Raw genomic sequence first — 19,888 nt, 5'->3', positions numbered from 1 at the left:
CTGTTTTATAGCCGCGCAATGGACTGATTTACCCATCCACTTTTACCGTTGGATACCGACCAATTGTTCCGCCACGCCCAGCTTGAATCGGTGAAGGCCTGGGTCGCCGACCCGGCGCATGCCGCGCTGCCGCTGCACGCACGCGTCCAGCGCGCCCTGCGCCAGTTGATCCTCGACGGCGCGATCGACGTGGGCCGGCCCTTGCCGGCATCGCGTGCGCTGGCCCGCTCGCTGGCGGTCTCCCGCGACACCGTCGAGGCCGCCTACGGCCAGTTGCACGCCGAAGGCTTCATCGAGCGGCGCGTGGGCAGTGGCAGCTTCGTGTCGGAGCGCGTGCGGCGGCGCCGCACCGCGGCGCGCCGGGCCGGCCCGGCACCGCTGGCCGCCGCCCTGAGCCGGCGCGGCGCGGCATTGTTCCGGGACGGTGGCGTGCGCGACTTCCTGGCCCCGCGCGCCTTCGCCCCCGGCCTGCCCGAGACCCGCCAGTTCCCGCTGCAGACCTGGGAACGCCTGCAACGGCAGGTGCTCAGGGAGCATGGCAGCGCCGCCCTGCTGCACAGCCCGCCACAGGGCATGGAGGCGTTGCGCCAGGCCATCGCCGACTACGTCAACCTCGAACGCGGTGCCCGCGCCACGCCCGGGCGCGTGCTGGTGCTGACCAGTTCGCAACAGGCGCTGGCCCTGTGCGCCAGCGTGCTGCTCGATGCCGGCGACCGCATCTTCATCGAGGACCCGGCCTACCACGGCGCGCGGCGCGCATTCGAGGCCGCCGGCCTGGAATGCGTGCCGGTGCCGGTGGACGCCGACGGCATGCGCGTGCAGCAGCTGCACGAGGCGGCACCGGCGCGCGCGGTGTTCCTGACCCCGTCGCACCAGTTCCCGACCGGCGCCACGCTGGCGCTGGACCGGCGCCTGGCCGTCATCGAATGGGCGCGGCGGCACGGCGCCTGGATCATCGAGGACGACTACGACAGCGAGTTCCACTACGCCGGCAAACCCACCGCCTGCGTGCAGGGCCTGGACCCCCACGAGCGCACGGTCTACATCGGCACGTTCACCAAATCGCTGTTTCCCGGCCTGCGCATCGGCTACATGCTGCTGCCGCCGGCACTGGTGGAACCGATGACCGTGGCGCGCACGCTGCTGGACGGGCACAGCGCGCCGGTTCCGCAGCTGACCCTGGCCCGCTTCATCGAAGGCGGCCATTTCGGTGCGCACGTGCGCGCCATGCGCCAGCTCTATGGCGAACGCCGCGACCTGCTGGCGCGGCTGGTCGGCCGCCATCTCGGCGGCTACCTGCAGCCGCGCGTGCCGGCCGGGGGCATGCAGATGCCCTGCCTCCTCACCCGTGCCATCCCCGAAGCCAGGGCGGTGGATGCGGCCCGCCGCGCCGGCATCGACCTGCTGGGGCTGGGCGGGCTTTACGCGGGGAAAGCGGACCAGAGCGGCTTCCTGATGGGCTTCGCCGCGCACGCGCCGGATGAACTGGAGGCCGCGGTACGCACGCTGGCCGGCGTGTTGCGCGGCCTCGAACGCTGAGCGCGGGCGGCGGGCCTGGAACGCGAAACCCCGCCTCTCGGCGGGGTCTCGTGCCAGCTTCGGCGTGCGTTGGGGGACTCAGTCGCCCTTGCCCGTCCTGCGCACTTCGGCGCTGCCGACCGGGTTGCGCGGATCGCTGCCGCCGCTGAGGGTGTTGCTGCGCCGGTTCCATTCCACCGTCTGCAGGTTGCCCCACACGTGGCTGGAGCCGCGCCCGCCGTCGGCGCTGTCGCCGGGCAGGTCGACCTTGTGGCCCATGGCCTGCAGCTGGCGCGCCACTTCCGGGGTGAACGCGCCGCTCTCGGCCGAGATCTCGTCCGGCAGCCACTGGTGGTGGTAGCGCGGCAGCGCCGCGACCTGCTGCGCATCCAGCCCGGCGTCGTAGCCGAGGATGCCCAGCAGCACCATGGTGATGATGCGGCTGCCGCCCGGGGTGCCGATCACGATCACCTTCTCGTCGTTCTCCATGAAGGTCGGCGTCATCGAGCTGAGCATGCGCTTGCCCGGCTTCGGTGCGTTGGCCTCGTAGCCCATCACGCCGAAGGCGTTGGGCGTACCCGGCTTGAGCGCGAAGTCGTCCATCTCGTTGTTGAGCAGCACGCCGGTGCCGGCCGGGATGAAGCCCGAGCCGTACAGCAGGTTCACCGTCTGGGTGCCGCCGACGCGGTTGCCTTCGCCGTCGATGATCGAGAAATGGGTGGTCTCGTCGTCCTCCAGCGGCGTCGGGTTGCCCGACAGCAGGTCGCTCGGGGTGGCCTTGTCCGGGTGGATCGTCGCGCGCAGCCCCTGCGCGTAGTCGCGGCTGGTCAGCACCTTCTGCGGGATCTGCACGAAGTCCGGATCGCCGAGGAAGAAGGTGCGGTCGCGGTAGGCCCGGCGCATCGCCTCCACCACCAGGTGGGTGCGGTGCGCATCGTCCAGCCTGGCCAGGTCCCAGCCCTCCAGGATCTGCAGCATCGACGCCAGCGCGATGCCGCCGGAGGACGGCGGCGGCGCGGTGGTGATCTTCCAGCCGCGGTAGTCGAACACGATCGGCTCGCGCGCCTTCACCGTGTAGCCGGCCAGCTCGGCGGCGGTCCACTGGCCGCCGGCCTTCTTCACCCCGGCCAGCAGCTTCTGCGCGGTCTGCCCGCGGTAGAAGCCGTCGAAGCCCTTGTCCGCCAGCAGCCGCAGGGTATGGGCCAGTTCCGGCTGCTTGAAGATGTCGCCCTCGGCGATGGGACGGCCGTTGCGCAGGTACACCTCACGGGTGCCGGGATAGCGCTCCATCACCTCGCGCCGCGCGGCATAGCCGCGTGCCATGCGCGCATACACCGGGAAGCCGTCGGTGGCCACGCGGATGGCCGGCGCCAGCGACTCGGACAACGGCAGCCGGCCGTGTTCGCGTGCGACCTGCACCAGCAGCGCCGGCAGCCCGGGGATGCCGGCCGACCACGGCCCGTTGACCGAGCGGTCGCGGTCCAGGTCGCCGTTGCCATCCAGGAAACGCTCCGGCGTGGCCGACGCCGGCGAGGTCTCGCGCGCGTCGAGCATCACGTCCTTGCCGGTGCGCGCGTCGTGCAGCATGAACAACCCGCCGCCGCCCAGGCCGGAACTGATCGGCTCGACCACCGCCAGCGTCGACGACACCGCCACCGCGGCATCGAACGCGTTGCCGCCCTTGGCCAGGATCTCCATGCCGGCCTTGGTCGCCAGTTCGTGGCCACTGGCGATCGCCGCGCCGTCGGGGTGCGTGGCCAGCGCCTGCGGCGCTGTCTGCGCCGCCCATGCCGCCGGTGCCAGCACCAGCGCGAACAACAGGAAGGAGCGCGCGAAACGTTTCATGCCGAGGGAGTCTCCGGTTCGTACAGTTCGGGGTGGTCGCGCTGCAGCGCGTACAGCTTGGCCAGCAACTGGTCGTGGGTCTCGGGAATGTCCGGATCCGGGTCGATGCACTCGACCGGGCACACCACCACGCACTGCGGCTCGTCGAAATGGCCGACGCATTCGGTGCAACGGGCCGGATCGATCACGTAGATCGTCTCGCCCATCGAGATGGCCTTGTTCGGGCAGGCAGGCTCGCAGACGTCGCAGTTGACGCAGAGCTCATTGATTTTCAGAGACATGGAACGGCTCCATGCCCGCGCCTGCCGACGCCAGGCCGGGGGCGCGTGGCGCCACCGGCTCCATGTGGCCCGTTGCCGGGCCGGCAGTGGCCGGGCATGCGCGAGGCACGCCCGGCCGGACACGGGTCACTTGGCTTCAACGAAGATGTAGTCGGCGCCGGTCGGCTGCACGATGGTCTGCACGCGGGCGTTGTCGGCGGCATCGCCGATGTACACCACGCGCACGCCCTTCATGGAATCGGCCTGCACGCCCTTGAACGCGGTCTCGATCAGGTCGGCCATCTTCGACGAGGCCGACGAACCGAAGGCCAGCATGTTGCCCGGCGACACGCCACGGCCGATGGCGGCGGTGGCGCTTTCGACCTGGCGCTCGTACTTGGCGGCGAACTCCGGGTCCGACTCCGGCACCAGGTAGTACAGGAACGGGTTGTTGGTGATGTTGCCCATGTTCTGCACGGCCACGGCCTGCAGGTACTTGCGCCAGCCGGCGTCGTCGTCCTTGGCCGGGGCCACCAGCGCCTGCTGCGCCTCGGCGGCCGGAGCGGCCTCTTCCTTCTTGCAGGCGGTGAAGCCCAGCACCAGCGAAGCGGCCAGCATCACGCGCATCGTGTTCTTCATGGATCGTCTCCCTCTATTGGATTCGTTGCAGCTGTTGGGATGGGTCAGGCGCCCACGCGGGATTCGCGTGCCTTGCGCAGCGCTTCCAGCACCGTGGCCGGCACGAAGCCGGACACATCGCCTCCGAGCCGGGCGATTTCGCGCACCAGCGAGGAAGAAATGAAGCTGTGCTGTTCGGATGGGGTCAGGAACAGGGTCTCGACCTCCGGGATCAGGTGGCGGTTCATGCTCGCCATCTGGAACTCGTACTCGAAATCGGACACCGCGCGCAGGCCGCGCAGCAGTACCCCGGCATGCATCGAGCGCACGAAATGCGCCAGCAGGGTGTCGAAACCCACCACCTCGACGTTGTCATGCCGGGCCAGCGCCTCGCGCGCCAGTTCCACGCGCAGCGCCAGCGGCAGCGTCGGCCCCTTGGACGGACTCTGCGCCACGCCGACCACGATCTTCTCGAACAGCGGCGCGGCCCGGTGCACCAGGTCGATGTGACCGTTGGTGATCGGGTCGAACGTGCCTGGATAGACGGCGATGCGCGGGTTGGACGGGGTCATGCGGACGGAGTCGCGTTCAGGTCGTCGTGAAGTGTAGCAGCGGCGCGAACGTACAGGGCATAACCGACGTCGCGGGTGCCGCCCTCGCGGTGCAGGCGCCAGCCTGCAGGCACCTGCGGCACGGCGTCCGCGGGCGCCTCCACGTACAGCCACGCGTCCGCGGCCAGGTGCCGCGGCAGCCGCTCGAACACCTGCGGCCACAGGCCGGCGGCGAACGGCGGGTCGATGAACACGATGTCGGCCTGCGCCGGCGCGGCGGTTTCCAGCCAGCGCAGCGCATCGCCGGCGGCGACCTGCACCTGGCCGGCGGCACCGAGCCGCTCGACCACGCCGCGCAACCCCGCGACCAGCGCCGGATCGCGTTCGACCAGCAGCGCCGAGGCAGCGCCGCGCGACACCGCCTCCAGCCCCAGCGCGCCGCTGCCGGCGAACAGATCCAGCACCCGCGCACCAGGCAGCCTGGGCATCAGCCAGTTGAACAGGGTCTCGCGCACGCGGTCGCTGGTCGGGCGCAGGCCCTCCAGCGGCGGCACCTGCAGCCGCGTATTGCGCCAGCGGCCGCCGATGATGCGCACCTGCCCTTCCCCGCCATGCGCGGGACGCCGGGATGCCGGGGCGGGGGATCGTGGTGAACGGGGCATGCGGCAGGCGACGGGAACGGGCCCGCATGATAAGCCGAATCGGCCGCCTGGCCCGGTCGCGCACGCGCCCGGAGCGCCCATCGATCTTGAAATCCGCCATCCGGCCCACATCCGTGAGGCCATCGGCCGCCAACGTGCGGCCAGGCAACCATGGAGCGAACCCGACGATGACCGCCGAAGCCCACAAGGAAACCCGCGGTTTCCAGACCGAGGTGAAGCAGCTGCTGCACCTGATGATCCACTCGCTGTACTCGAACAAGGAAATCTTCCTGCGCGAGCTGGTCTCCAACGCCGCCGATGCCGCCGACAAGCTGCGTTTCGAGGCATTGACCCGGCCGGAACTGCTGGAAGGCGACGGCGCGCTGCGCATCCGCATCGAGGCCGACCCGGCCGCGCGCACGCTGACCATCGACGACAACGGCATCGGCCTGAGCCGCGACGAGGCCGTCGCGCACCTGGGCACCATCGCCAAGTCGGGCACCGCCGACTTCCTGAAGAACCTGTCCGGCGACCAGAAGAAGGACGCCAACCTGATCGGCCAGTTCGGCGTGGGCTTCTATTCGGCCTTCATCGTCGCCGACCAGGTCGACGTCTACAGCCGCCGCGCCGGGCTGCCGGCCAGCGAGGGCGTGCACTGGTCCTCGCGCGGCGAAGGCGAGTTCGAGGTCGCCACCATCGACAAGCGCGAACGCGGCACCCGCATCGTGCTGCACCTCAAGGATGGCGAGGAAGGCTTCGCCGATGGCTGGAAGCTGCGCAGCCTGGTCAAGAAATACTCCGACCACATCGGCCTGCCGATCGAAATGCGCCGGGAGGCGCAGGACGAGGAGCAGCCGGCGGCGCCGGAGTGGGAGCCGGTCAACAAGGCCAATGCGCTGTGGACCCGGCCGCGGTCGGAGATCAGCGATGCCGAGTACCAGGAGTTCTACAAGCACATCGCCCACGATTTCACCGACCCGCTGGCGTGGAGCCACAACAAGGTCGAGGGCAAGCTGGAGTACACCTCGCTGCTGTACACGCCCGGCCGCGCGCCGTTCGACCTGTACCACCGCGACGCCGCCAAGGGCCTGAAGCTCTACGTGCAGCGCGTTTTCATCATGGACCAGGCCGAGCAGTTCCTGCCGCTGTACCTGCGCTTCATCAAGGGCGTGGTCGACTCCAGCGACCTGCCGCTGAACGTCTCCCGCGAGATCCTGCAGTCCGGGCCGGTGATCGACTCGATGAAGTCGGCGCTGACCAGGCGCGCGCTGGACATGCTGGAAAAGCTGGCCAAGGACGCGCCCGCCGACTACCAGCGCTTCTGGAAGGAATTCGGCCAGGTGCTCAAGGAAGGCCCCGCCGAGGACTTCAACAACCGCGAGAAGATCGCCGGGCTGCTGCGCTTCGCCTCCACCCACGGCGGCGACGGCGCGCAGGACGTGGCGCTGGCCGACTATGTGGGCCGCATGGTCCAGGGCCAGGACAAGATCTACTACCTCACCGGCGAGAGCTACCTGCAGGTCAAGGACAGCCCGCACCTGGAGGTGTTCCGCAAGAAGGGCATCGAAGTGCTGCTGATGACCGACCGCGTCGACGAGTGGCTGATGAACTACCTGCACGAGTTCGACGGCAAGTCGTTCGTGGACGTGGCCCGCGGCGACCTCGACCTGGGCACGCTGGATTCGGAGGAAGAGAAGAAGGCGCAGGAAGAAACCGCCAAGGCCAAGGAAGGGCTGGCCGCGCGGATCAAGACCGCGCTGGGCGAGGACGTGGCCGAAGTGCGCGTCTCCCACCGCCTGACCGATTCGCCGGCGATCCTGGCCATCGGCGAACAGGACCTGGGCCTGCAGATGCGGCAGATCCTGGAGGCCAGCGGGCAGAAGGTGCCGGAGAGCAGGCCGGTGTTCGAGTTCAATCCGGCGCATCCGCTGATCGAGAAGCTCGACGCCGAGCCCGACATGGACCGCTTCAACGATCTGGCGCGGGTCCTGTTCGACCAGGCGGCGCTGGCCGCCGGCGACGGCCTCAAGGATCCGGCAGGCTACGTGCGCCGGCTCAACAAGCTGTTGCTGGAACTGTCGGCCTGAGTCCAGAGCCCCCCCTTGCGCGCGAGGGGGGCAGCCGCCCCGCGTTGGCCCGGCGCTGCGCCGGGCCTGCCCGGGTGCGGGAGTCAGGCGAATGCGTCGAACAGCGTCCCCAGCATCTCGCTGTTGCGCCGGATCACCACCGCGTTGGCGGTAAAGGCCACCTCGTAGGTCCGCGCCGCCAACAGGTCGGCGACCATGTCCGGCGCGCCCTCGCCGGTGGTCACCTGCGCGCTGGCGCCGCCAGCGGCGATGGTCTGCACCGCCAGCACCTGCCGCGGCCCGACCGGCTGCACCGGCTGCACGGCGATGTTCTGCGCGGCCACGCGCACGCCCATCACGGCCACGCGCATGCCGGAGGCGGCAATCGAGGGAATCGCGTTCATGCCTTGTCATCGGCCTGCCAGGCGCCGACTTTAGCCCGTTTCACGCCCCTGCGGACCGGCCGGCGCCAGCGCCGGTGGTAGCATGTCCATCTGCCCCGGTTTTTCTCATCCATGCTCAGTTTTTTCCGTCGCAAGAAACCCCAGGACGCCCCCGCGGCCGGCAAGCCCCCGCAATTCAGCGCCGAGGAACTGGCCTCCGTCATCCCAGCGCCCGCTGAACAGCCAGCCCCGGCGGTGGACATCGCCGATGCGACCCCCGCCAGCGACGCGGGAGCGGCGCCCGGATCCGTTTCGCCAGCGCCTGCTGCCGTGGTACCCGCGCCAGCGGCGGACATCGCCGCACCGGTCCAGGCAACGGCGTCGATGGATACCGCCGACGCCGCCCTGATCCCCGCCAATGCCGCCCCGGCCACCGCGGCGGGCAAATCCGGCTGGCGTGACCGCCTGCGCAACAGCGCCTTCGCCCGCAGTTTCGGTGGCCTGTTCTCGCGCAACCCGCGGCTGGACGACGACCTGCTGGACGAGATCGAGACCGCGCTGCTGACCGCCGACGTCGGCGTCCCGGCCACCACCGCGCTGGTCGAGGACCTGCGCAAGCGCATGAAGTCACGCGAATTCGCCGACGCCAATGCCCTGCTCGCCGCGCTTCGCGCCGACCTGATCGCGCTGCTGCAGCCCGTGGCCCGGCCGCTGGTCATCGACCGCGACGCCAGGCCGTTCGTGATCCTTACCGTCGGCGTCAACGGTGTCGGCAAGACCACCACCATCGGCAAGCTGGCCAAGCGTTTCAAGGACGAGGGCCACAGCCTGATGCTGGCCGCCGGCGACACCTTCCGCGCCGCCGCAGTGGCGCAGCTGCAGGTGTGGGGCGAGCGCAACGGCGTGGCGGTGATCGCCCAGGGCCAGAACGCCGACGCGGCCTCGGTGGCATTCGACGCGCTGCAGGCCGGCAAGGCCCGCGGCACCAGCGTGCTGATCGCCGATACCGCCGGCCGCCTGCACACCCAGGCCGGGCTGATGAACGAGCTGAGCAAGATCCGCCGCGTACTGGGCAAGATCGACGCCACCGCGCCGCACGAAGTGCTGATGGTAATCGACGGCACCACCGGTCAGAACGCGCTGAACCAGCTGCGCCAGTTCCACGCAGCCGCCGGCGTCACCGGCCTGGTGGTGACCAAGCTCGACGGCACCGCCAAGGGCGGCGTGGTGTTCGCGCTGGCGCGTGAGTTCGGCATTCCGATCCGCTTCGCCGGCATCGGCGAGCGCCCGGAAGACCTGCGCGTATTCGACCCGGAAGCCTTCGTCGATGCGCTGCTGCCGGAAGCGCTGGGCAGCTGATGGCCCACGCAGGCGCGGCGTCCGGCATCGTGGCGGGCGCCACTGATGCCACTCCCGGCGCGGGTACAGGAGCGCGCATGAACCGGTCCAGCGACGCTTTTTCCTCGCGCCTGCTCGACTGGTTCGACCGCCATGGCCGCCATGACCTGCCCTGGCAGCATCCGCGCACGCCCTACCGGGTGTGGCTGTCGGAAATCATGCTGCAGCAGACCCAGGTGGCCACCGTCATCCCGTACTTCCAGCGCTTCGTGCGATCGTTCCCGGCCCTGCCCGACCTCGCGGCAGCCGACGACGACGCGGTGATGGCGCACTGGGCCGGGCTGGGCTACTACGCCCGCGCCCGCAACCTGCATGCCGCGGCCAGGCGCTGCGTGGAGCTGCATGGCGGCGACCTGCCGCGCGATCCGGACGCACTGCTGGCGCTGCCCGGCATCGGCCGCAGCACCGCCGGCGCCATCCTCGGCCAGGCCTGGAACGACCCGTTCCCGATCCTCGATGGCAACGTCAAGCGCGTGCTGACCCGCTACCACGGCATCGCCGGCTACCCGGGACTGCCCGCCATCGAAAAGCAGTTGTGGGCGCTGGCACAGGACCATGTCGAACACGTGCCGGCCGGCCGCATGGCCGACTACACCCAGGCGCAGATGGACTTCGGCGCCACCCTGTGCACCCGCGCCAACCCGGCCTGCATCCTGTGCCCGCTGCGCGACAGCTGCGCGGCGCACGCGCAGGCCAGGGTGGATTCGCTGCCCACGCCCAGGCCCGGCAAGGTGTTGCCCGAGCGCGAGGCGCGCGCCCTGCTGCTCGAGGACCACCAGGGCCGCATCCTGCTGCGCAAGCGGCCGCCCACCGGCATCTGGGCCTCGTTGTGGACACTGCCGCAGGCCGATACCGATGCCGAGCTGCGCGCCTGGTTCGACGGCAACATCGACGGCGACTACGACGCCGCGGGGGAACTGCCGCTGATCGTCCACACCTTCAGCCACTACCGGCTGCACCTGCAGCCGCTGCACCTGCGCAAGGTCGCCCTGCGCGCACGGGTGGGCGACAATGGCGACCTGCGCTGGGTCGCCCGCGCCGACCTGCCCGCACTGGGCCTGCCGGCACCGATCCGCAAGCTGCTCGACCGCCACTGAGGCGGCCCGCTCCACCGACAGGAACACCGCATGCCACGCTCCGTCTTCTGCCAGTACGAACAACGCGAAACCGAAGGCCTGGACTTCGTGCCCTACCCCGGCGAACTGGGCCAGCGCATCTTCGCCGGCGTCGGCAAGCAGGCCTGGGCGGCGTGGCTGGCGCACCAGACCATGCTGATCAACGAGAACCGGCTGTCGCCGCGCGACCCGAAGCACCGCGCGTTCCTGGAGCAGGAACTGGTCAAGTTCCTGTTCGGCGGCGGCGCGGAAAAGCCGGCCGGCTTCGTCGCGCCCGACGCCCCCTGAGACCCCGGCTGGGGGCCGTTTCCAGCCCCCTTGCCCGCTTTCTGGCCCGGTCAGTTGCCGCCCTGGTCCTCGGCGCGCGCCTCGATCCTGGCCTCGCGCAGTTCCTTCTCGGACGCGCGCAGCGCCTTCACGTCCAGCGGCTGGATGGTGTCGATCCGGCATGGCACCCGCATCATGTTGGGGCCGCCACCGCGCACGATCACGCGGTCGAACTTGGCCGATACCCGGCCCATCATGTTGGTCACGCTGATCGCCGGGGCATAGGACAGGTCCATGCATGGGCCGCTCAGGTTCAACAGCCAGGCTTCATTGGGCTTGGTCCATACCGCCAGCGCGCTGTCGCCGAGTTCGGTCCAGCCGTTGAGGGACCCGAAGTACTGGAAATCCTTGACCGGTGCGCCGGCATGGGCGCGATACAGCTGCAGCCGTTCGCTGCTGGACAGCTTGCCGGTGGTGGCGCAGCCAGCCAGCGCCGCGACGGCGAATAGGGCGATTGCCAGACGTTTCATGACACACCTCCTGCTCGGGAATACTCCCGCCATCTTGCACCGCGCCATGTGACGCGCAAGCAATGGGCGCCGCCCTGTTCAGCCGGCGTCCGGATGGGGCCGCCCGGGACCCGGGCGGACGCTCAGACCTCGCTGGATGCCAGCGGGTGCAGCCGCGCCTGGCGCAGCTCCAGCACCCGGTCCAGGCGCCGGGCCAGGCCACGGTCATGGGTGACCAGGACCAGGCTGGTGCGCTGCGCGCGGTTCAATTCCAGCATCAGCTCGAACACGGTGGCCGCGGTCTTGTCGTCGAGGTTGCCGGTGGGCTCGTCGCCGAGCACGCAGCCGGGACGGTTCACCAGGGCCCGCGCCACCGCCGCGCGCTGGCGCTCGCCCCCGGACAGTTCGCCCGGCTTGTGCTCGAGCCGATGGCCCAGCCCGACCGACTCCAGCAGCGCCCGTGCCCGCTGCTCGGCATCGGCCACGCCGCTGCCGCCCAGCATCACCGGCATCATCACGTTCTCCAGCGCGGTGAACTCCGGCAACAGGTGGTGGAACTGGTAGACGAAGCCCAGCGACGTGTTGCGCAGGCGCCCACGCTGCGCATCGGACAGTGCCGACATGCGCTGGCCGGCTACGTACACCTCGCCGGCGGTCGGCACGTCGAGCCCGCCCAGCAGGTGCAACAGGGTGCTCTTGCCGGCGCCGGACGCACCGACGATGGCCACCGTTTCGCCCGGTGCCACGTCCAGCTCGAGCCCGTCGAACACCGGCGTGCGCATGCGCCCTTCGGCGTAGGTCTTGGCCAGCCCTTCGGCGCGGATCACCGATTCCATGCTCGCGTTCTCACTCATAGCGCAGCGCCTCCGCCGGCTGGGTGCGCGCCGCGCGCCACGCCGGGTACAGCGTTGCCAGGAAACTCATCAGCAGCGCCACCGCGGTGATCACCACGATGTCGCCGGTCTGCATGTCGGTCGGCAGGCCGGTGATGTAGTACACGTCTTCCGGCAGCAGCTTGATGTCGAAGGTCGATTCGATCAGGCCGAGGATGCGCTCCAGGTTGAGCGTCAGGGTGATGCCGCCGATCACGCCCGCCACCGTGCCCATCAGCCCGATCAGGCTGCCCTGCACCATGAACACCTGCATCACCCCGCGCGGGGTCAGCCCCAGCGTGCGCAGGATGGCGATGTCGGCCTGCTTGTCGGTGACCAGCATCACCTGCGAGGACACCAGGTTGAATGCGCCCATGGCCACGATCAGCGACAGCAGGATGCCCATCACCGTCTTTTCCATGCGCAGCGAGTGGTAGAGGTTGGCGTTCTCCTGGGTCCAGTCGCTGACCCGGTAAACGCCCTCCAGGTTGAGCGCCAGGTCGCGCGCCACGGTGTAGGCCTGGTCCATGTCGTGCAGCTTCAGGCGCACGCCGGTCACCCCGTCCACCCGCAGTACCCGCTCCAGGTCCTGCATGTTGACGAAGGCCACGCCGCGGTCGACCTCGTTGGAGCCGGCCTCGAAGATGCCGCTGACCTTGAAGCGCTTGGTCCGCGCCATCGCACCGACCGGGGTGCCCTGGATCTCGGCCAGCGTCGCCACCACGCTGTCGCCCACGTCCACGCCCAGCCACAACGCCAGTTCCTTGCCGAGCAGGATGTTGAACTCGCCCGGCTGCAGGCTGTCCAGCGAGCCCTTCTGCATTTTTTCGCCCAGCACCGACACCTTCGGCTCAAGCGCCGGATCGACGCCCTGCACGATCGCGCCCTGCACCCGCGGGCCGGCCAGCATGCCCTGGATCTCGATGTAGGGCGCGGCACCGGCCACGCGCGCATCGCGCATCGCCACGTCCACCGCATGCTGCCAGTCGCGCATCGGCGCGCCATCGGCGCTGACCGTGGCGTGCGCGGACATCTGCAGCAGGCGGTCGCGGATTTCCTTCTGGAAACCGCTCATCACCGCCAGCGTGGTGATCAGCACCGTGACCCCGAGCGCGATGCCGAGGATCGAGGCCATGGAGATGAAGGAGATGAAGCCGTTGCGGCGCTTGGCCCGCAGGTAGCGCAATCCGATTGCGACGGGTAAGGGTCTGAACATGCGCGTGTGCCGGTGGAGTGGCGCCATGTTGCCATCCCCGCCGGCTAACGGGAAACGGCGTGGGCACGCACGGCCAGTCGCAGTTCACGTCGCCGCGCGCGCGGCAGCGTATCGGGCCAGAACAGCAGGTGCCCGCGCCGCCCGTCACCGCGCCAGCGCAGCACCAGCAGCGGGCCACGCTCCAGCAGTTCCAGCGCCTGGATCGCGCTGCCGTCCACATCGGCCGCGGCCGGTGGCGGCGGCACCCGCAGCCGCCGCGCCGGCTGGCGCAGTCCGCGCCGCGCCTGGGCCAGCCCCCGGCCCGCAGCCAGCACCGCCGCGGGCCATGCGACGGAGCGCGGCAACCCGCAGTTCACCAGCGCGACGGCGGCCAGCACGCCCAGCAGGCACATCGCACCGGCCTGCCAGCGCGAGGGCCGCCACTCACAGCGGAAGGGTGCGGATGTACTCCAGCAGGGTCGCCTGCTGCGCATCGGGACAAGCCTCGTAGCCCATGGACCAGCGCCACAGCTTGTCGTCTTCGGTTTCCAGCAGCTGCAGGAAAACAGCGCGTTCGGCTGTCGGTGCCTGCCCCCATCGCTGGTCGAGATAGCGTCCGAACAGCTGGTCCAGCTCGCGCATGCCGCGCCGGCAGCGCCAGCGCAGCTTCTTCAGTTCGATGTCGTCTTCAGGGCTCATCGCTCACCTGCCGATGCCACGGCCGGGCCGTGGCGTAAACGAAGACGGCACCGGCCCGAGGGACCGGTGCCGCCATGGCCGCGATGCGCGGGGCATCGCGCGGGCCGGCGCATCAGGCGCGGCGCGCCATCATCAACTTCTTGATCTCGGCGATCGCCAGCGCCGGGTTCAGCCCCTTCGGGCAGGTCCGGGCGCAGTTCATGATGGTGTGGCAGCGGTACAGCTTGAACGGATCCTCCAGATCATCCAGGCGCGCACCGGTGTCCTCGTCGCGCGAGTCGATGATCCAGCGGTAGGCCTGCAGCAGGATCGCCGGGCCCAGGTAGCGTTCGCCGTTCCACCAGTAGCTCGGGCAGCTGGTCGAGCAGCAGGCGCACAGGATGCACTCGTACAGGCCGTCGAGCTTCTTGCGGTCTTCCGGCGACTGCAGGCGTTCGCGGTCCGACGGCGCCGGGGTCTGGGTGCGGATCCACGGCTTGATCGACGCGTACTGCGCGTAGAAGTGGGTCAGGTCCGGCACCAGGTCCTTGACCACGTCCATGTGCGGCAGCGGGTAGATCGGCACCTCGGCCTTGGTGCAGTCGGAGATGGCGCGGGTGCAGGCCAGCGTGTTGGTGCCGTCGATGTTCATCGCGCACGAACCGCAGATGCCCTCGCGGCAGGACCGGCGGAAGGTCAGGGTCGGGTCGATCTCGTTCTTGATCTTGATCAGCGCGTCCAGGACCATCGGGCCGCACGCGTCGAGGTCGACCTCGTAGGTGTCGGTACGCGGGTTCTGGTCGTCGTCCGGACTCCAGCGGTAGATCTTGAAGGTACGCACGTTCTTGCCGCCGCTCTTGGCGGGGAAGTGCTTGCCCTGGGTGATCCGGGAGTTCTTCGGGAGTGCAAATTCAGCCATGTTCGTAGGTTCCCCGGATCAGTAGACGCGCGGCTTCGGCGGCACGACGGCGACGTCGTCGGTGAGCGTGTACATGTGCACCGGACGGTAGTCGAAGCTGCACTTGCCCTTCTCGTCGACGCTGACCAGCGTGTGCTTCATCCAGTTGGCGTCGTCGCGCTCCGGATAGTCCTCGTGCGCGTGGGCGCCGCGGCTTTCCTTGCGCTGCTCGGCCGAGTTGATGGTGGCCACGGCGTTGAGCAGAAGGTTGTTGAGCTCGTAGGTCTCGATCAGGTCCGAGTTCCAGACCAGCGAACGGTCGGAGACCTTGACGTCCTGGAACGAATCGAACACCTCGGCCATCTTCGCGCAGCCCTCGGCCAGCGTCTTGCTGGTGCGGAACACCGCGGCGTCTGCCTGCATCGTGCGCTGCATGCGGTCGCGGATCACGGCGGTCGGGGTGTCGCCATTGGCATGGCGCAGCTTGTCCAGCAGGCCCAGCGCCTTGTCGCAGGCGTCCGAACCCAGGGTCTTGTGCGGCGCGCCCGGCTTGATCGTCTCGGCGCAGCGGTTGGCCACCGCGCGGCCGAACACCACCAGGTCGAGCAGCGAGTTGGAGCCCAGGCGGTTGGCGCCATGCACCGACACGCAGGCCGCCTCGCCGATGGCGTACAGGCCCGGCACCACCGCATCGGGGTTGTCGCCGACCTTGCGCACCACTTCGCCGTGGTAGTTGGTCGGGATGCCACCCATGTTGTAGTGCACGGTCGGGATCACCGGGATCGGCTGCTTGTGCACGTCGACGCCGGCGAAGATGCGCGCGCTCTCGGCGATGCCCGGCAGCTTCTCGTCGATCACGCCCGGGCCCAGGTGGGTCAGGTCGAGCAGGATGTGGTCCTTGTGCTCGCCGACGCCGCGGCCTTCGCGGATCTCGATGGTCATCGAACGGCTGACCACGTCGCGCGAGGCCAGGTCCTTGTAATGCGGTGCGTAGCGCTCCATGAAGCGCTCGCCGCTGCTGTTGCGCAGGATGCCGCCTTCGCCACGCACGCCTTCGGTGATCAGGCAGCCGGCGCCATAGATGCCGGTCGGGTGGAACTGCACGAATTCCATGTCCTGCAGCGGCAGCCCGGCACGGGCCACGAGGCCGCCGCCGTCACCGGTACAGGTGTGCGCCGAGGTGGCGCTGAAATAGGCACGGCCGTAGCCGCCGGTGGCCAGCACCACGCCATGGGCGCGGAACAGGTGCAGGGTGCCCTCGGCCATGTCCAGGGCCAGCACGCCGCGGCACACGCCCTCTTCGTCGAAGATCAGGTCGAGCGCGAAGTACTCGATCATGAAGCGCGCGTTGTGCGCCAGCGACTGCTGGTACAGGGTGTGCAGCATGGCGTGGCCGGTACGGTCGGCGGCGGCGCAGGTGCGCTGCGCGGACGGGCCTTCGCCGTACTTGGTGGTCATGCCGCCGAACGGACGCTGGTAGATCTTGCCGTCCTCGGTGCGGCTGAACGGAACGCCGTAGTGCTCCAGTTCGATGATCGCCGGGATCGCCTCGCGCACCATGTACTCGATGGCGTCCTGGTCGCCCAGCCAGTCCGAACCCTTGATGGTGTCGTAGAAGTGGTAACGCCAGTCGTCCTCGCCCATGTTGCCCAGCGCGGCGGAAATGCCGCCCTGCGCCGCCACGGTGTGCGAGCGGGTCGGGAAGACCTTGGTGATGCACACGGTCTGCAGGCCCTTCTGGGCCAGGCCGAAGGTCGCGCGCAGGCCGGCGCCGCCGGCGCCGACGACCACCATGTCGACCTTGTGTTCAGTGATGTTGTAAGCGGACATGTATCAGTTCCCAAGCGCGACGCGGGCGACCGCGAAGATGCTGACGATCGCGCCGAGCACGGCGACGAACTTGACCGAGGTCTGCAGGGCCAGGGCCAGCAGCGAGTTGTGGATGTAGTCTTCGAGCACGACCTGCAGGCCGAGCTGCGCGTGCCAGAACATGGCCACCAGAAAGCCGACCAGGGCGATCGCGTTCCACGGCTTGGCCACGGCGGTGACGGCGGTGACGTAGTCGGCGCCGATCAGGCTCAGCACGAAGCACAGGAACCACAGGGTCAGCGCCACCAGCGCGGTGGCGGTCAGGCGCTGGTGGATGAAGTGCACGGTGCCGGACTTGGCGCTGCCGAGGCCACGCGCATTCTTCAGCGGGGTGCGGAAATTGTTCATGCGGCGCCTCCGAAGCAGACATAGGCCCAGACCAGCGCGGTGATGACCAGCGAGCCGATCACCGACAGCCAGCTGCTGCGGATGAAGGTCGGCTTGCTGTAGCCGATGGCGAAGTCCTGGACGATGTGGCGGATGCCATTGCACAGGTGATAGGCGAAGCACCAGGTCCAGCCGAACAGGATCACCTTCCCGTACCAGGCGCTGGCATGGGTGGTGAAGCAGTTCCAGGACTCGGGGCCCATCATCAGGGCGAGCAGGCCGCCGGCAATGATCAGGGCTCCGACGGACAGAACGATGCCGGTGGCTCGATGCAGGATCGAGGTGGCCATCTGGATCTGCCAGCGATACACCTGCAGGTGCGGAGAAAGGGGGCGGGGTCTGTTCGCCATTCGCTGACTCGTTATCTCGGCTGGGCGGCGGTTGCCGCGTTGGCTGACGCTGCTCAGAAATCGATGCAGCGACCGTTTTTCTCCCAATCGCCGTAGCGCACCGGATCAAGTCCGCCGCGTCCGCCGATTTCCTGCGGTACCACTCCGGCATCGGGAAGCGGCTGCTTCTCCGGTTCCGGCGGGGCTGGGGTTCCGTCCTCGGGAGTGGGGGTTGTTTGGCCTATCATGGTCGGTCTCGCAACGCACAAATTTTAGTCCCCGTTCACGTGTCTGACAACCTCGCCCCTTTCTTCAGCGGTTTGCGCGCACTGCGCCAGCCCCAGGTACTGGCCCTTTCCGGCCCGGATGCGGTCGCCTTCGCCCAGGCCCAGTTCGCCAACGACGTGCCGTCGCTGGCCGACGGCCACTGGCAGTGGAACGCCTGGCTGACCGCCAAGGGCCGCGTGCTGGCGGTGTTCCAGCTGCTGCGGCTGGATGCCGGGCAACTGCTGCTGGTCTGCCATGACGGCGGCGCCGGGGCGATGGCCGACCAGCTGCGGCGCTTCGTATTCAGGCGCAAGGTCGGCATCGCCCACGCCGACACCCTGGCCATCGAAGCGGCGTTGCAGCCGCCGCGGCGCGCCCAGGGCGCCGCGCTGGCCCACCTCGAAGGGGGGGCCATCGAGCTGGACGTCGGCACCGCCACCTGCCCGCGCACCCTGTACCTGGCCACGGCCGGCAGCGCCCCGCACGAAGCCGCCGCGGAGCTGGCCTGGCGCCAGTGGGACCTACGCTTCGGGCTGCCGCGGCTGGAGGCCTCGCAGCAGGAACAGTGGACGCCGCAGCAGCTGGGGCTGGACCGGCTTGCCGCCTACAGCGTGAAGAAGGGCTGCTACCCCGGCCAGGAAATCGTGGCGCGCACCCATTTCCTGGGCAAGGCCAAGCGTTCGCTGGTGCTGCTGCATGGCGACGTCGCCTGCAGTCCCGGCGACACGGTGACGCAGGCCGGCGCCAGCGTCGGCACCGTCGCCAGCAGTGCCGGCGCGCTGGCACTGGCGGTGCTGCCGCTGGACCTGCCCGCAGGCGCGCTGGAAGTGGCGGGCGGAACGATCGAGCGCCTCGACCTGCTCGACGGTCTGGCGCGCTGATCAGGCCGCCTGCGCCGCATCCAGGCGCAGGCCGCTGGCCACATCGAAGAAGTGCAGCGCCGCGGGAACGACGGCCACGTCGATGCCCTCGCCCGCCGCCGGCAGCGCCTGCGGCGGCACCCGCATCACCAGCGCCCGGCCGGCATGGCGCAGGTTCACGAACATCTCGTTGCCGACCGGCTCGATACTGTCGATCAGCACCCCGAACGCGGCCTCGCCGGTACCCGGCTGCAGGTGCTCGGGACGCACGCCGACCACCACCTCGCGCCCCGACCAGGCGCCCGGCAGCGGCGCACGACCGAGCGGAACCCGTCCTTCCTGGTCCATGTCCAGTTCGAAGTGCCCATCTGCCAGCGCCTGCAGCCGCCCCTTCAGCGTGTTCATCGCCGGGCTGCCGAGGAAACCGGCGACGAACAGGTTGGCCGGCCGCTGGTACAGCGCCATCGGCGTATCGATCTGCTGCACCATGCCGTCGTTGAGCACCACGATGCGCTGCCCCAGGGTCATCGCCTCGACCTGGTCATGGGTGACGTAGATCATCGTCGTGCCCAGCTTGCGGTGCAGGTGCGCGATCTCGGTGCGCACCGAGTGCCGCAGCTTGGCATCGAGATTGGACAGCGGCTCGTCCAGCAGGAACACCGCCGGCTCGCGCACCAGCGCCCGCCCCAGCGCCACGCGCTGGCGCTGCCCGCCGGACATCGCCCGCGGCAGCGTGCCGAGCATCCCGCCCAGGCCCAGCATGTCGGCGGCGCCCTGCACCCGCCGCGCGATCTCGGCCTTGTCGTGACCGCGCAGCTTCAGTCCGAAGGCCAGGTTTTCGGCGACGGTCATGTGCGGGTACAGCGCGTAGTTCTGGAACACCATGGCGATGTCGCGGTCCTTCGGCGCCACGTCGTTGACCACGCGCCCGCCGATGGACAGCGTGCCGGCGCTTGTTTCCTCCAGCCCCGCCACCATCCGCAGCAGTGTGGACTTGCCGCAGCCCGACGGCCCCACCAGCACCATCAGCTCGCCGTCGGCGATGTCGAAACTGGCCCCGTGCACGGCAACCCGGCCGTTGTCGTAGACCTTGCGCACCCCGTCGAACCGCACGTCCGCCATCGCCTGCCTCATTCAATCCGGCCATGCCCACGGCGGCCGGCGAAGTGGATGGCGACGCGCGTCGCCAATGCGGTCGGGACGACCGCTTCCGAATACGAATACAGTGGAAACATTCTGCCACGCAAGCGTGGTCCCATGGCACCATCCATGGTTCGCGGCAGCGCCCGTGGACGCCCGCGCCGGCGTATCCGACACGCCCGGACCGCTCCCCCTCCAAGGCCCGCCCGCCGCTCCCTCCCG

Annotated in this window: 23 protein-coding genes; 6 read left to right on the top strand and 17 right to left on the bottom strand. The window is 69.5% G+C overall.

Annotated elements, in window-relative coordinates; genetic code table 11:
* Positions 1-63 precede the first annotated feature (63 nt).
* Positions 64-1,539: a MocR-like pyridoxine biosynthesis transcription factor PdxR gene (pdxR, locus tag F0P95_RS11300; protein WP_182334308.1), complete on the top strand. Its 1,476-nt coding sequence runs from the start codon at positions 64-66 to the stop codon at positions 1,537-1,539.
* A 78-nt stretch (positions 1,540-1,617) separates the two neighbouring features.
* Here pdxR and ggt read toward each other — a convergent pair whose 3' ends face one another.
* The 5 genes from ggt to rsmD all read right to left on the bottom strand — a co-directional run bounded on the left by ggt (position 1,618) and on the right by rsmD (position 5,454).
* Positions 1,618-3,363, bottom strand: a complete 1,746-nt coding sequence (gene ggt, locus F0P95_RS11295; RefSeq protein WP_182334307.1) for a gamma-glutamyltransferase — start codon at positions 3,361-3,363, stop codon at positions 1,618-1,620.
* A complete protein-coding gene (locus F0P95_RS11290) occupies positions 3,360-3,644 on the bottom strand; it encodes a YfhL family 4Fe-4S dicluster ferredoxin (protein WP_054665222.1) in 285 nt (94 codons plus the stop codon). The genes ggt and F0P95_RS11290 overlap by 4 nt, the downstream gene beginning before the upstream one ends.
* A gap of 126 nt (positions 3,645-3,770) precedes the next feature.
* Positions 3,771-4,262: a hypothetical protein gene (locus tag F0P95_RS11285; protein WP_054665221.1), complete on the bottom strand. Its 492-nt coding sequence runs from the start codon at positions 4,260-4,262 to the stop codon at positions 3,771-3,773.
* 44 nt (positions 4,263-4,306) lie between these two features.
* A complete protein-coding gene (gene coaD, locus F0P95_RS11280; RefSeq protein WP_182334306.1) occupies positions 4,307-4,813 on the bottom strand; it encodes a pantetheine-phosphate adenylyltransferase in 507 nt (168 codons plus the stop codon).
* The gene (rsmD, locus tag F0P95_RS11275) at positions 4,810-5,454 is read right to left on the bottom strand and encodes a 16S rRNA (guanine(966)-N(2))-methyltransferase RsmD (protein WP_182334305.1); all 645 of its coding nucleotides are present in this window, start codon (positions 5,452-5,454) and stop codon (positions 4,810-4,812) included. Before rsmD ends, coaD begins: the two co-directional genes overlap by 4 nt.
* Before the next feature lie 167 nt (positions 5,455-5,621).
* Between rsmD and htpG the strand changes: the two genes are divergently transcribed.
* Positions 5,622-7,520, top strand: coding sequence for a molecular chaperone HtpG (htpG, locus tag F0P95_RS11270; protein WP_182334304.1), 1,899 nt, complete (start codon positions 5,622-5,624; stop codon positions 7,518-7,520).
* A gap of 83 nt (positions 7,521-7,603) precedes the next feature.
* On the opposite strand, the gene F0P95_RS11265 is transcribed toward htpG, so the two are convergent.
* Positions 7,604-7,903: a hypothetical protein gene (locus tag F0P95_RS11265; RefSeq protein WP_182334303.1), complete on the bottom strand. Its 300-nt coding sequence runs from the start codon at positions 7,901-7,903 to the stop codon at positions 7,604-7,606.
* A gap of 111 nt (positions 7,904-8,014) precedes the next feature.
* On the opposite strand from F0P95_RS11265, the gene ftsY reads away from it, so the two are divergent.
* From ftsY to F0P95_RS11250, 3 genes are all read left to right on the top strand, one after another.
* The gene (gene ftsY / locus F0P95_RS11260) at positions 8,015-9,241 is read left to right on the top strand and encodes a signal recognition particle-docking protein FtsY (RefSeq protein ID WP_182334302.1); all 1,227 of its coding nucleotides are present in this window, start codon (positions 8,015-8,017) and stop codon (positions 9,239-9,241) included.
* Positions 9,242-9,318: 77 nt separating this feature from the next.
* Positions 9,319-10,377 carry an A/G-specific adenine glycosylase gene (gene mutY, locus F0P95_RS11255; RefSeq protein ID WP_182334301.1) on the top strand — a complete coding sequence of 353 codons (1,059 nt, stop codon included), beginning with the start codon at positions 9,319-9,321 and terminating at the stop codon, positions 10,375-10,377.
* A 30-nt stretch (positions 10,378-10,407) separates the two neighbouring features.
* Positions 10,408-10,683, top strand: a complete 276-nt coding sequence (locus tag F0P95_RS11250; protein WP_182334300.1) for an oxidative damage protection protein — start codon at positions 10,408-10,410, stop codon at positions 10,681-10,683.
* Positions 10,684-10,733: 50 nt separating this feature from the next.
* Here the strand turns inward: F0P95_RS11250 and F0P95_RS11245 are convergent, their stop codons facing one another.
* The 10 genes from F0P95_RS11245 to F0P95_RS11200 all read right to left on the bottom strand — a co-directional run bounded on the left by F0P95_RS11245 (position 10,734) and on the right by F0P95_RS11200 (position 17,647).
* Positions 10,734-11,192, bottom strand: coding sequence for a DUF6491 family protein (locus F0P95_RS11245; RefSeq protein WP_182334299.1), 459 nt, complete (start codon positions 11,190-11,192; stop codon positions 10,734-10,736).
* A gap of 122 nt (positions 11,193-11,314) precedes the next feature.
* Positions 11,315-12,025 carry a lipoprotein-releasing ABC transporter ATP-binding protein LolD gene (gene lolD, locus F0P95_RS11240; protein WP_182334298.1) on the bottom strand — a complete coding sequence of 237 codons (711 nt, stop codon included), beginning with the start codon at positions 12,023-12,025 and terminating at the stop codon, positions 11,315-11,317.
* A complete protein-coding gene (locus F0P95_RS11235; protein WP_182334297.1) occupies positions 12,018-13,259 on the bottom strand; it encodes a lipoprotein-releasing ABC transporter permease subunit in 1,242 nt (413 codons plus the stop codon). The genes lolD and F0P95_RS11235 overlap by 8 nt, the downstream gene beginning before the upstream one ends.
* A gap of 44 nt (positions 13,260-13,303) precedes the next feature.
* Positions 13,304-13,732, bottom strand: coding sequence for a hypothetical protein (locus tag F0P95_RS11230; protein WP_182334296.1), 429 nt, complete (start codon positions 13,730-13,732; stop codon positions 13,304-13,306).
* Positions 13,683-13,937, bottom strand: coding sequence for an FAD assembly factor SdhE (locus tag F0P95_RS11225; RefSeq protein ID WP_054665195.1), 255 nt, complete (start codon positions 13,935-13,937; stop codon positions 13,683-13,685). Before F0P95_RS11225 ends, F0P95_RS11230 begins: the two co-directional genes overlap by 50 nt.
* A 112-nt stretch (positions 13,938-14,049) precedes the next feature.
* Positions 14,050-14,835, bottom strand: a complete 786-nt coding sequence (locus F0P95_RS11220; protein ID WP_182334295.1) for a succinate dehydrogenase iron-sulfur subunit — start codon at positions 14,833-14,835, stop codon at positions 14,050-14,052.
* Positions 14,836-14,853: 18 nt separating this feature from the next.
* Complete coding sequence (gene sdhA, locus F0P95_RS11215; RefSeq protein WP_182334294.1) at positions 14,854-16,644, bottom strand: succinate dehydrogenase flavoprotein subunit; 1,791 nt, start codon at positions 16,642-16,644, stop codon at positions 14,854-14,856.
* A 3-nt stretch (positions 16,645-16,647) separates the two neighbouring features.
* Positions 16,648-17,031: a succinate dehydrogenase, hydrophobic membrane anchor protein gene (sdhD, locus tag F0P95_RS11210; RefSeq protein WP_054665186.1), complete on the bottom strand. Its 384-nt coding sequence runs from the start codon at positions 17,029-17,031 to the stop codon at positions 16,648-16,650.
* Complete coding sequence (sdhC, locus tag F0P95_RS11205) at positions 17,028-17,420, bottom strand: succinate dehydrogenase, cytochrome b556 subunit (RefSeq protein ID WP_054665183.1); 393 nt, start codon at positions 17,418-17,420, stop codon at positions 17,028-17,030. Before sdhC ends, sdhD begins: the two co-directional genes overlap by 4 nt.
* A 53-nt stretch (positions 17,421-17,473) precedes the next feature.
* Positions 17,474-17,647 (bottom strand): DUF1674 domain-containing protein, encoded by a 174-nt coding sequence (locus F0P95_RS11200; RefSeq protein WP_182334293.1) that lies wholly within the window; start codon positions 17,645-17,647, stop codon positions 17,474-17,476.
* Positions 17,648-17,686: 39 nt separating this feature from the next.
* Between F0P95_RS11200 and ygfZ the strand changes: the two genes are divergently transcribed.
* Positions 17,687-18,547 (top strand): CAF17-like 4Fe-4S cluster assembly/insertion protein YgfZ, encoded by an 861-nt coding sequence (gene ygfZ / locus F0P95_RS11195; RefSeq protein WP_182334292.1) that lies wholly within the window; start codon positions 17,687-17,689, stop codon positions 18,545-18,547.
* Here the strand turns inward: ygfZ and F0P95_RS11190 are convergent, their stop codons facing one another.
* Positions 18,548-19,648 carry an ABC transporter ATP-binding protein gene (locus F0P95_RS11190; protein WP_182334291.1) on the bottom strand — a complete coding sequence of 367 codons (1,101 nt, stop codon included), beginning with the start codon at positions 19,646-19,648 and terminating at the stop codon, positions 18,548-18,550.
* Between the last annotated feature and the right edge of the window lie 240 nt (positions 19,649-19,888).

The organism is Stenotrophomonas acidaminiphila (assembly GCF_014109845.1).
Classification (GTDB): Bacteria; Pseudomonadota; Gammaproteobacteria; order Xanthomonadales; family Xanthomonadaceae; genus Stenotrophomonas; species Stenotrophomonas acidaminiphila.
This window is presented reverse-complemented; position numbering and strand designations above follow the sequence as displayed.

Bases quoted from the DNA above. Each gene is read 5' to 3' on its own strand.
- ggt (WP_182334307.1), bottom strand. From the start codon at position 3,363: ATGAAACGTTTCGCGCGCTCCTTCCTGTTGTTCGCGCTGGTGCTGGCA.
- F0P95_RS11290 (WP_054665222.1), bottom strand. From the start codon at position 3,644: ATGTCTCTGAAAATCAATGAGCTCTGCGTCAACTGCGACGTCTGCGAG.
- F0P95_RS11285 (WP_054665221.1), bottom strand. From the start codon at position 4,262: ATGAAGAACACGATGCGCGTGATGCTGGCCGCTTCGCTGGTGCTGGGC.
- coaD (WP_182334306.1), bottom strand. From the start codon at position 4,813: ATGACCCCGTCCAACCCGCGCATCGCCGTCTATCCAGGCACGTTCGAC.
- rsmD (WP_182334305.1), bottom strand. From the start codon at position 5,454: ATGCCCCGTTCACCACGATCCCCCGCCCCGGCATCCCGGCGTCCCGCG.
- htpG (WP_182334304.1), top strand. From the start codon at position 5,622: ATGACCGCCGAAGCCCACAAGGAAACCCGCGGTTTCCAGACCGAGGTG.
- F0P95_RS11265 (WP_182334303.1), bottom strand. From the start codon at position 7,903: ATGAACGCGATTCCCTCGATTGCCGCCTCCGGCATGCGCGTGGCCGTG.
- ftsY (WP_182334302.1), top strand. From the start codon at position 8,015: ATGCTCAGTTTTTTCCGTCGCAAGAAACCCCAGGACGCCCCCGCGGCC.
- mutY (WP_182334301.1), top strand. From the start codon at position 9,319: ATGAACCGGTCCAGCGACGCTTTTTCCTCGCGCCTGCTCGACTGGTTC.
- F0P95_RS11250 (WP_182334300.1), top strand. From the start codon at position 10,408: ATGCCACGCTCCGTCTTCTGCCAGTACGAACAACGCGAAACCGAAGGC.
- F0P95_RS11245 (WP_182334299.1), bottom strand. From the start codon at position 11,192: ATGAAACGTCTGGCAATCGCCCTATTCGCCGTCGCGGCGCTGGCTGGC.
- lolD (WP_182334298.1), bottom strand. From the start codon at position 12,025: ATGAGTGAGAACGCGAGCATGGAATCGGTGATCCGCGCCGAAGGGCTG.
- F0P95_RS11235 (WP_182334297.1), bottom strand. From the start codon at position 13,259: ATGTTCAGACCCTTACCCGTCGCAATCGGATTGCGCTACCTGCGGGCC.
- F0P95_RS11230 (WP_182334296.1), bottom strand. From the start codon at position 13,732: ATGCGCAGCAGGCGACCCTGCTGGAGTACATCCGCACCCTTCCGCTGT.
- F0P95_RS11225 (WP_054665195.1), bottom strand. From the start codon at position 13,937: ATGAGCCCTGAAGACGACATCGAACTGAAGAAGCTGCGCTGGCGCTGC.
- F0P95_RS11220 (WP_182334295.1), bottom strand. From the start codon at position 14,835: ATGGCTGAATTTGCACTCCCGAAGAACTCCCGGATCACCCAGGGCAAG.
- sdhA (WP_182334294.1), bottom strand. From the start codon at position 16,644: ATGTCCGCTTACAACATCACTGAACACAAGGTCGACATGGTGGTCGTC.
- sdhD (WP_054665186.1), bottom strand. From the start codon at position 17,031: ATGAACAATTTCCGCACCCCGCTGAAGAATGCGCGTGGCCTCGGCAGC.
- sdhC (WP_054665183.1), bottom strand. From the start codon at position 17,420: ATGGCGAACAGACCCCGCCCCCTTTCTCCGCACCTGCAGGTGTATCGC.
- F0P95_RS11200 (WP_182334293.1), bottom strand. From the start codon at position 17,647: ATGATAGGCCAAACAACCCCCACTCCCGAGGACGGAACCCCAGCCCCG.
- F0P95_RS11190 (WP_182334291.1), bottom strand. From the start codon at position 19,648: ATGGCGGACGTGCGGTTCGACGGGGTGCGCAAGGTCTACGACAACGGC.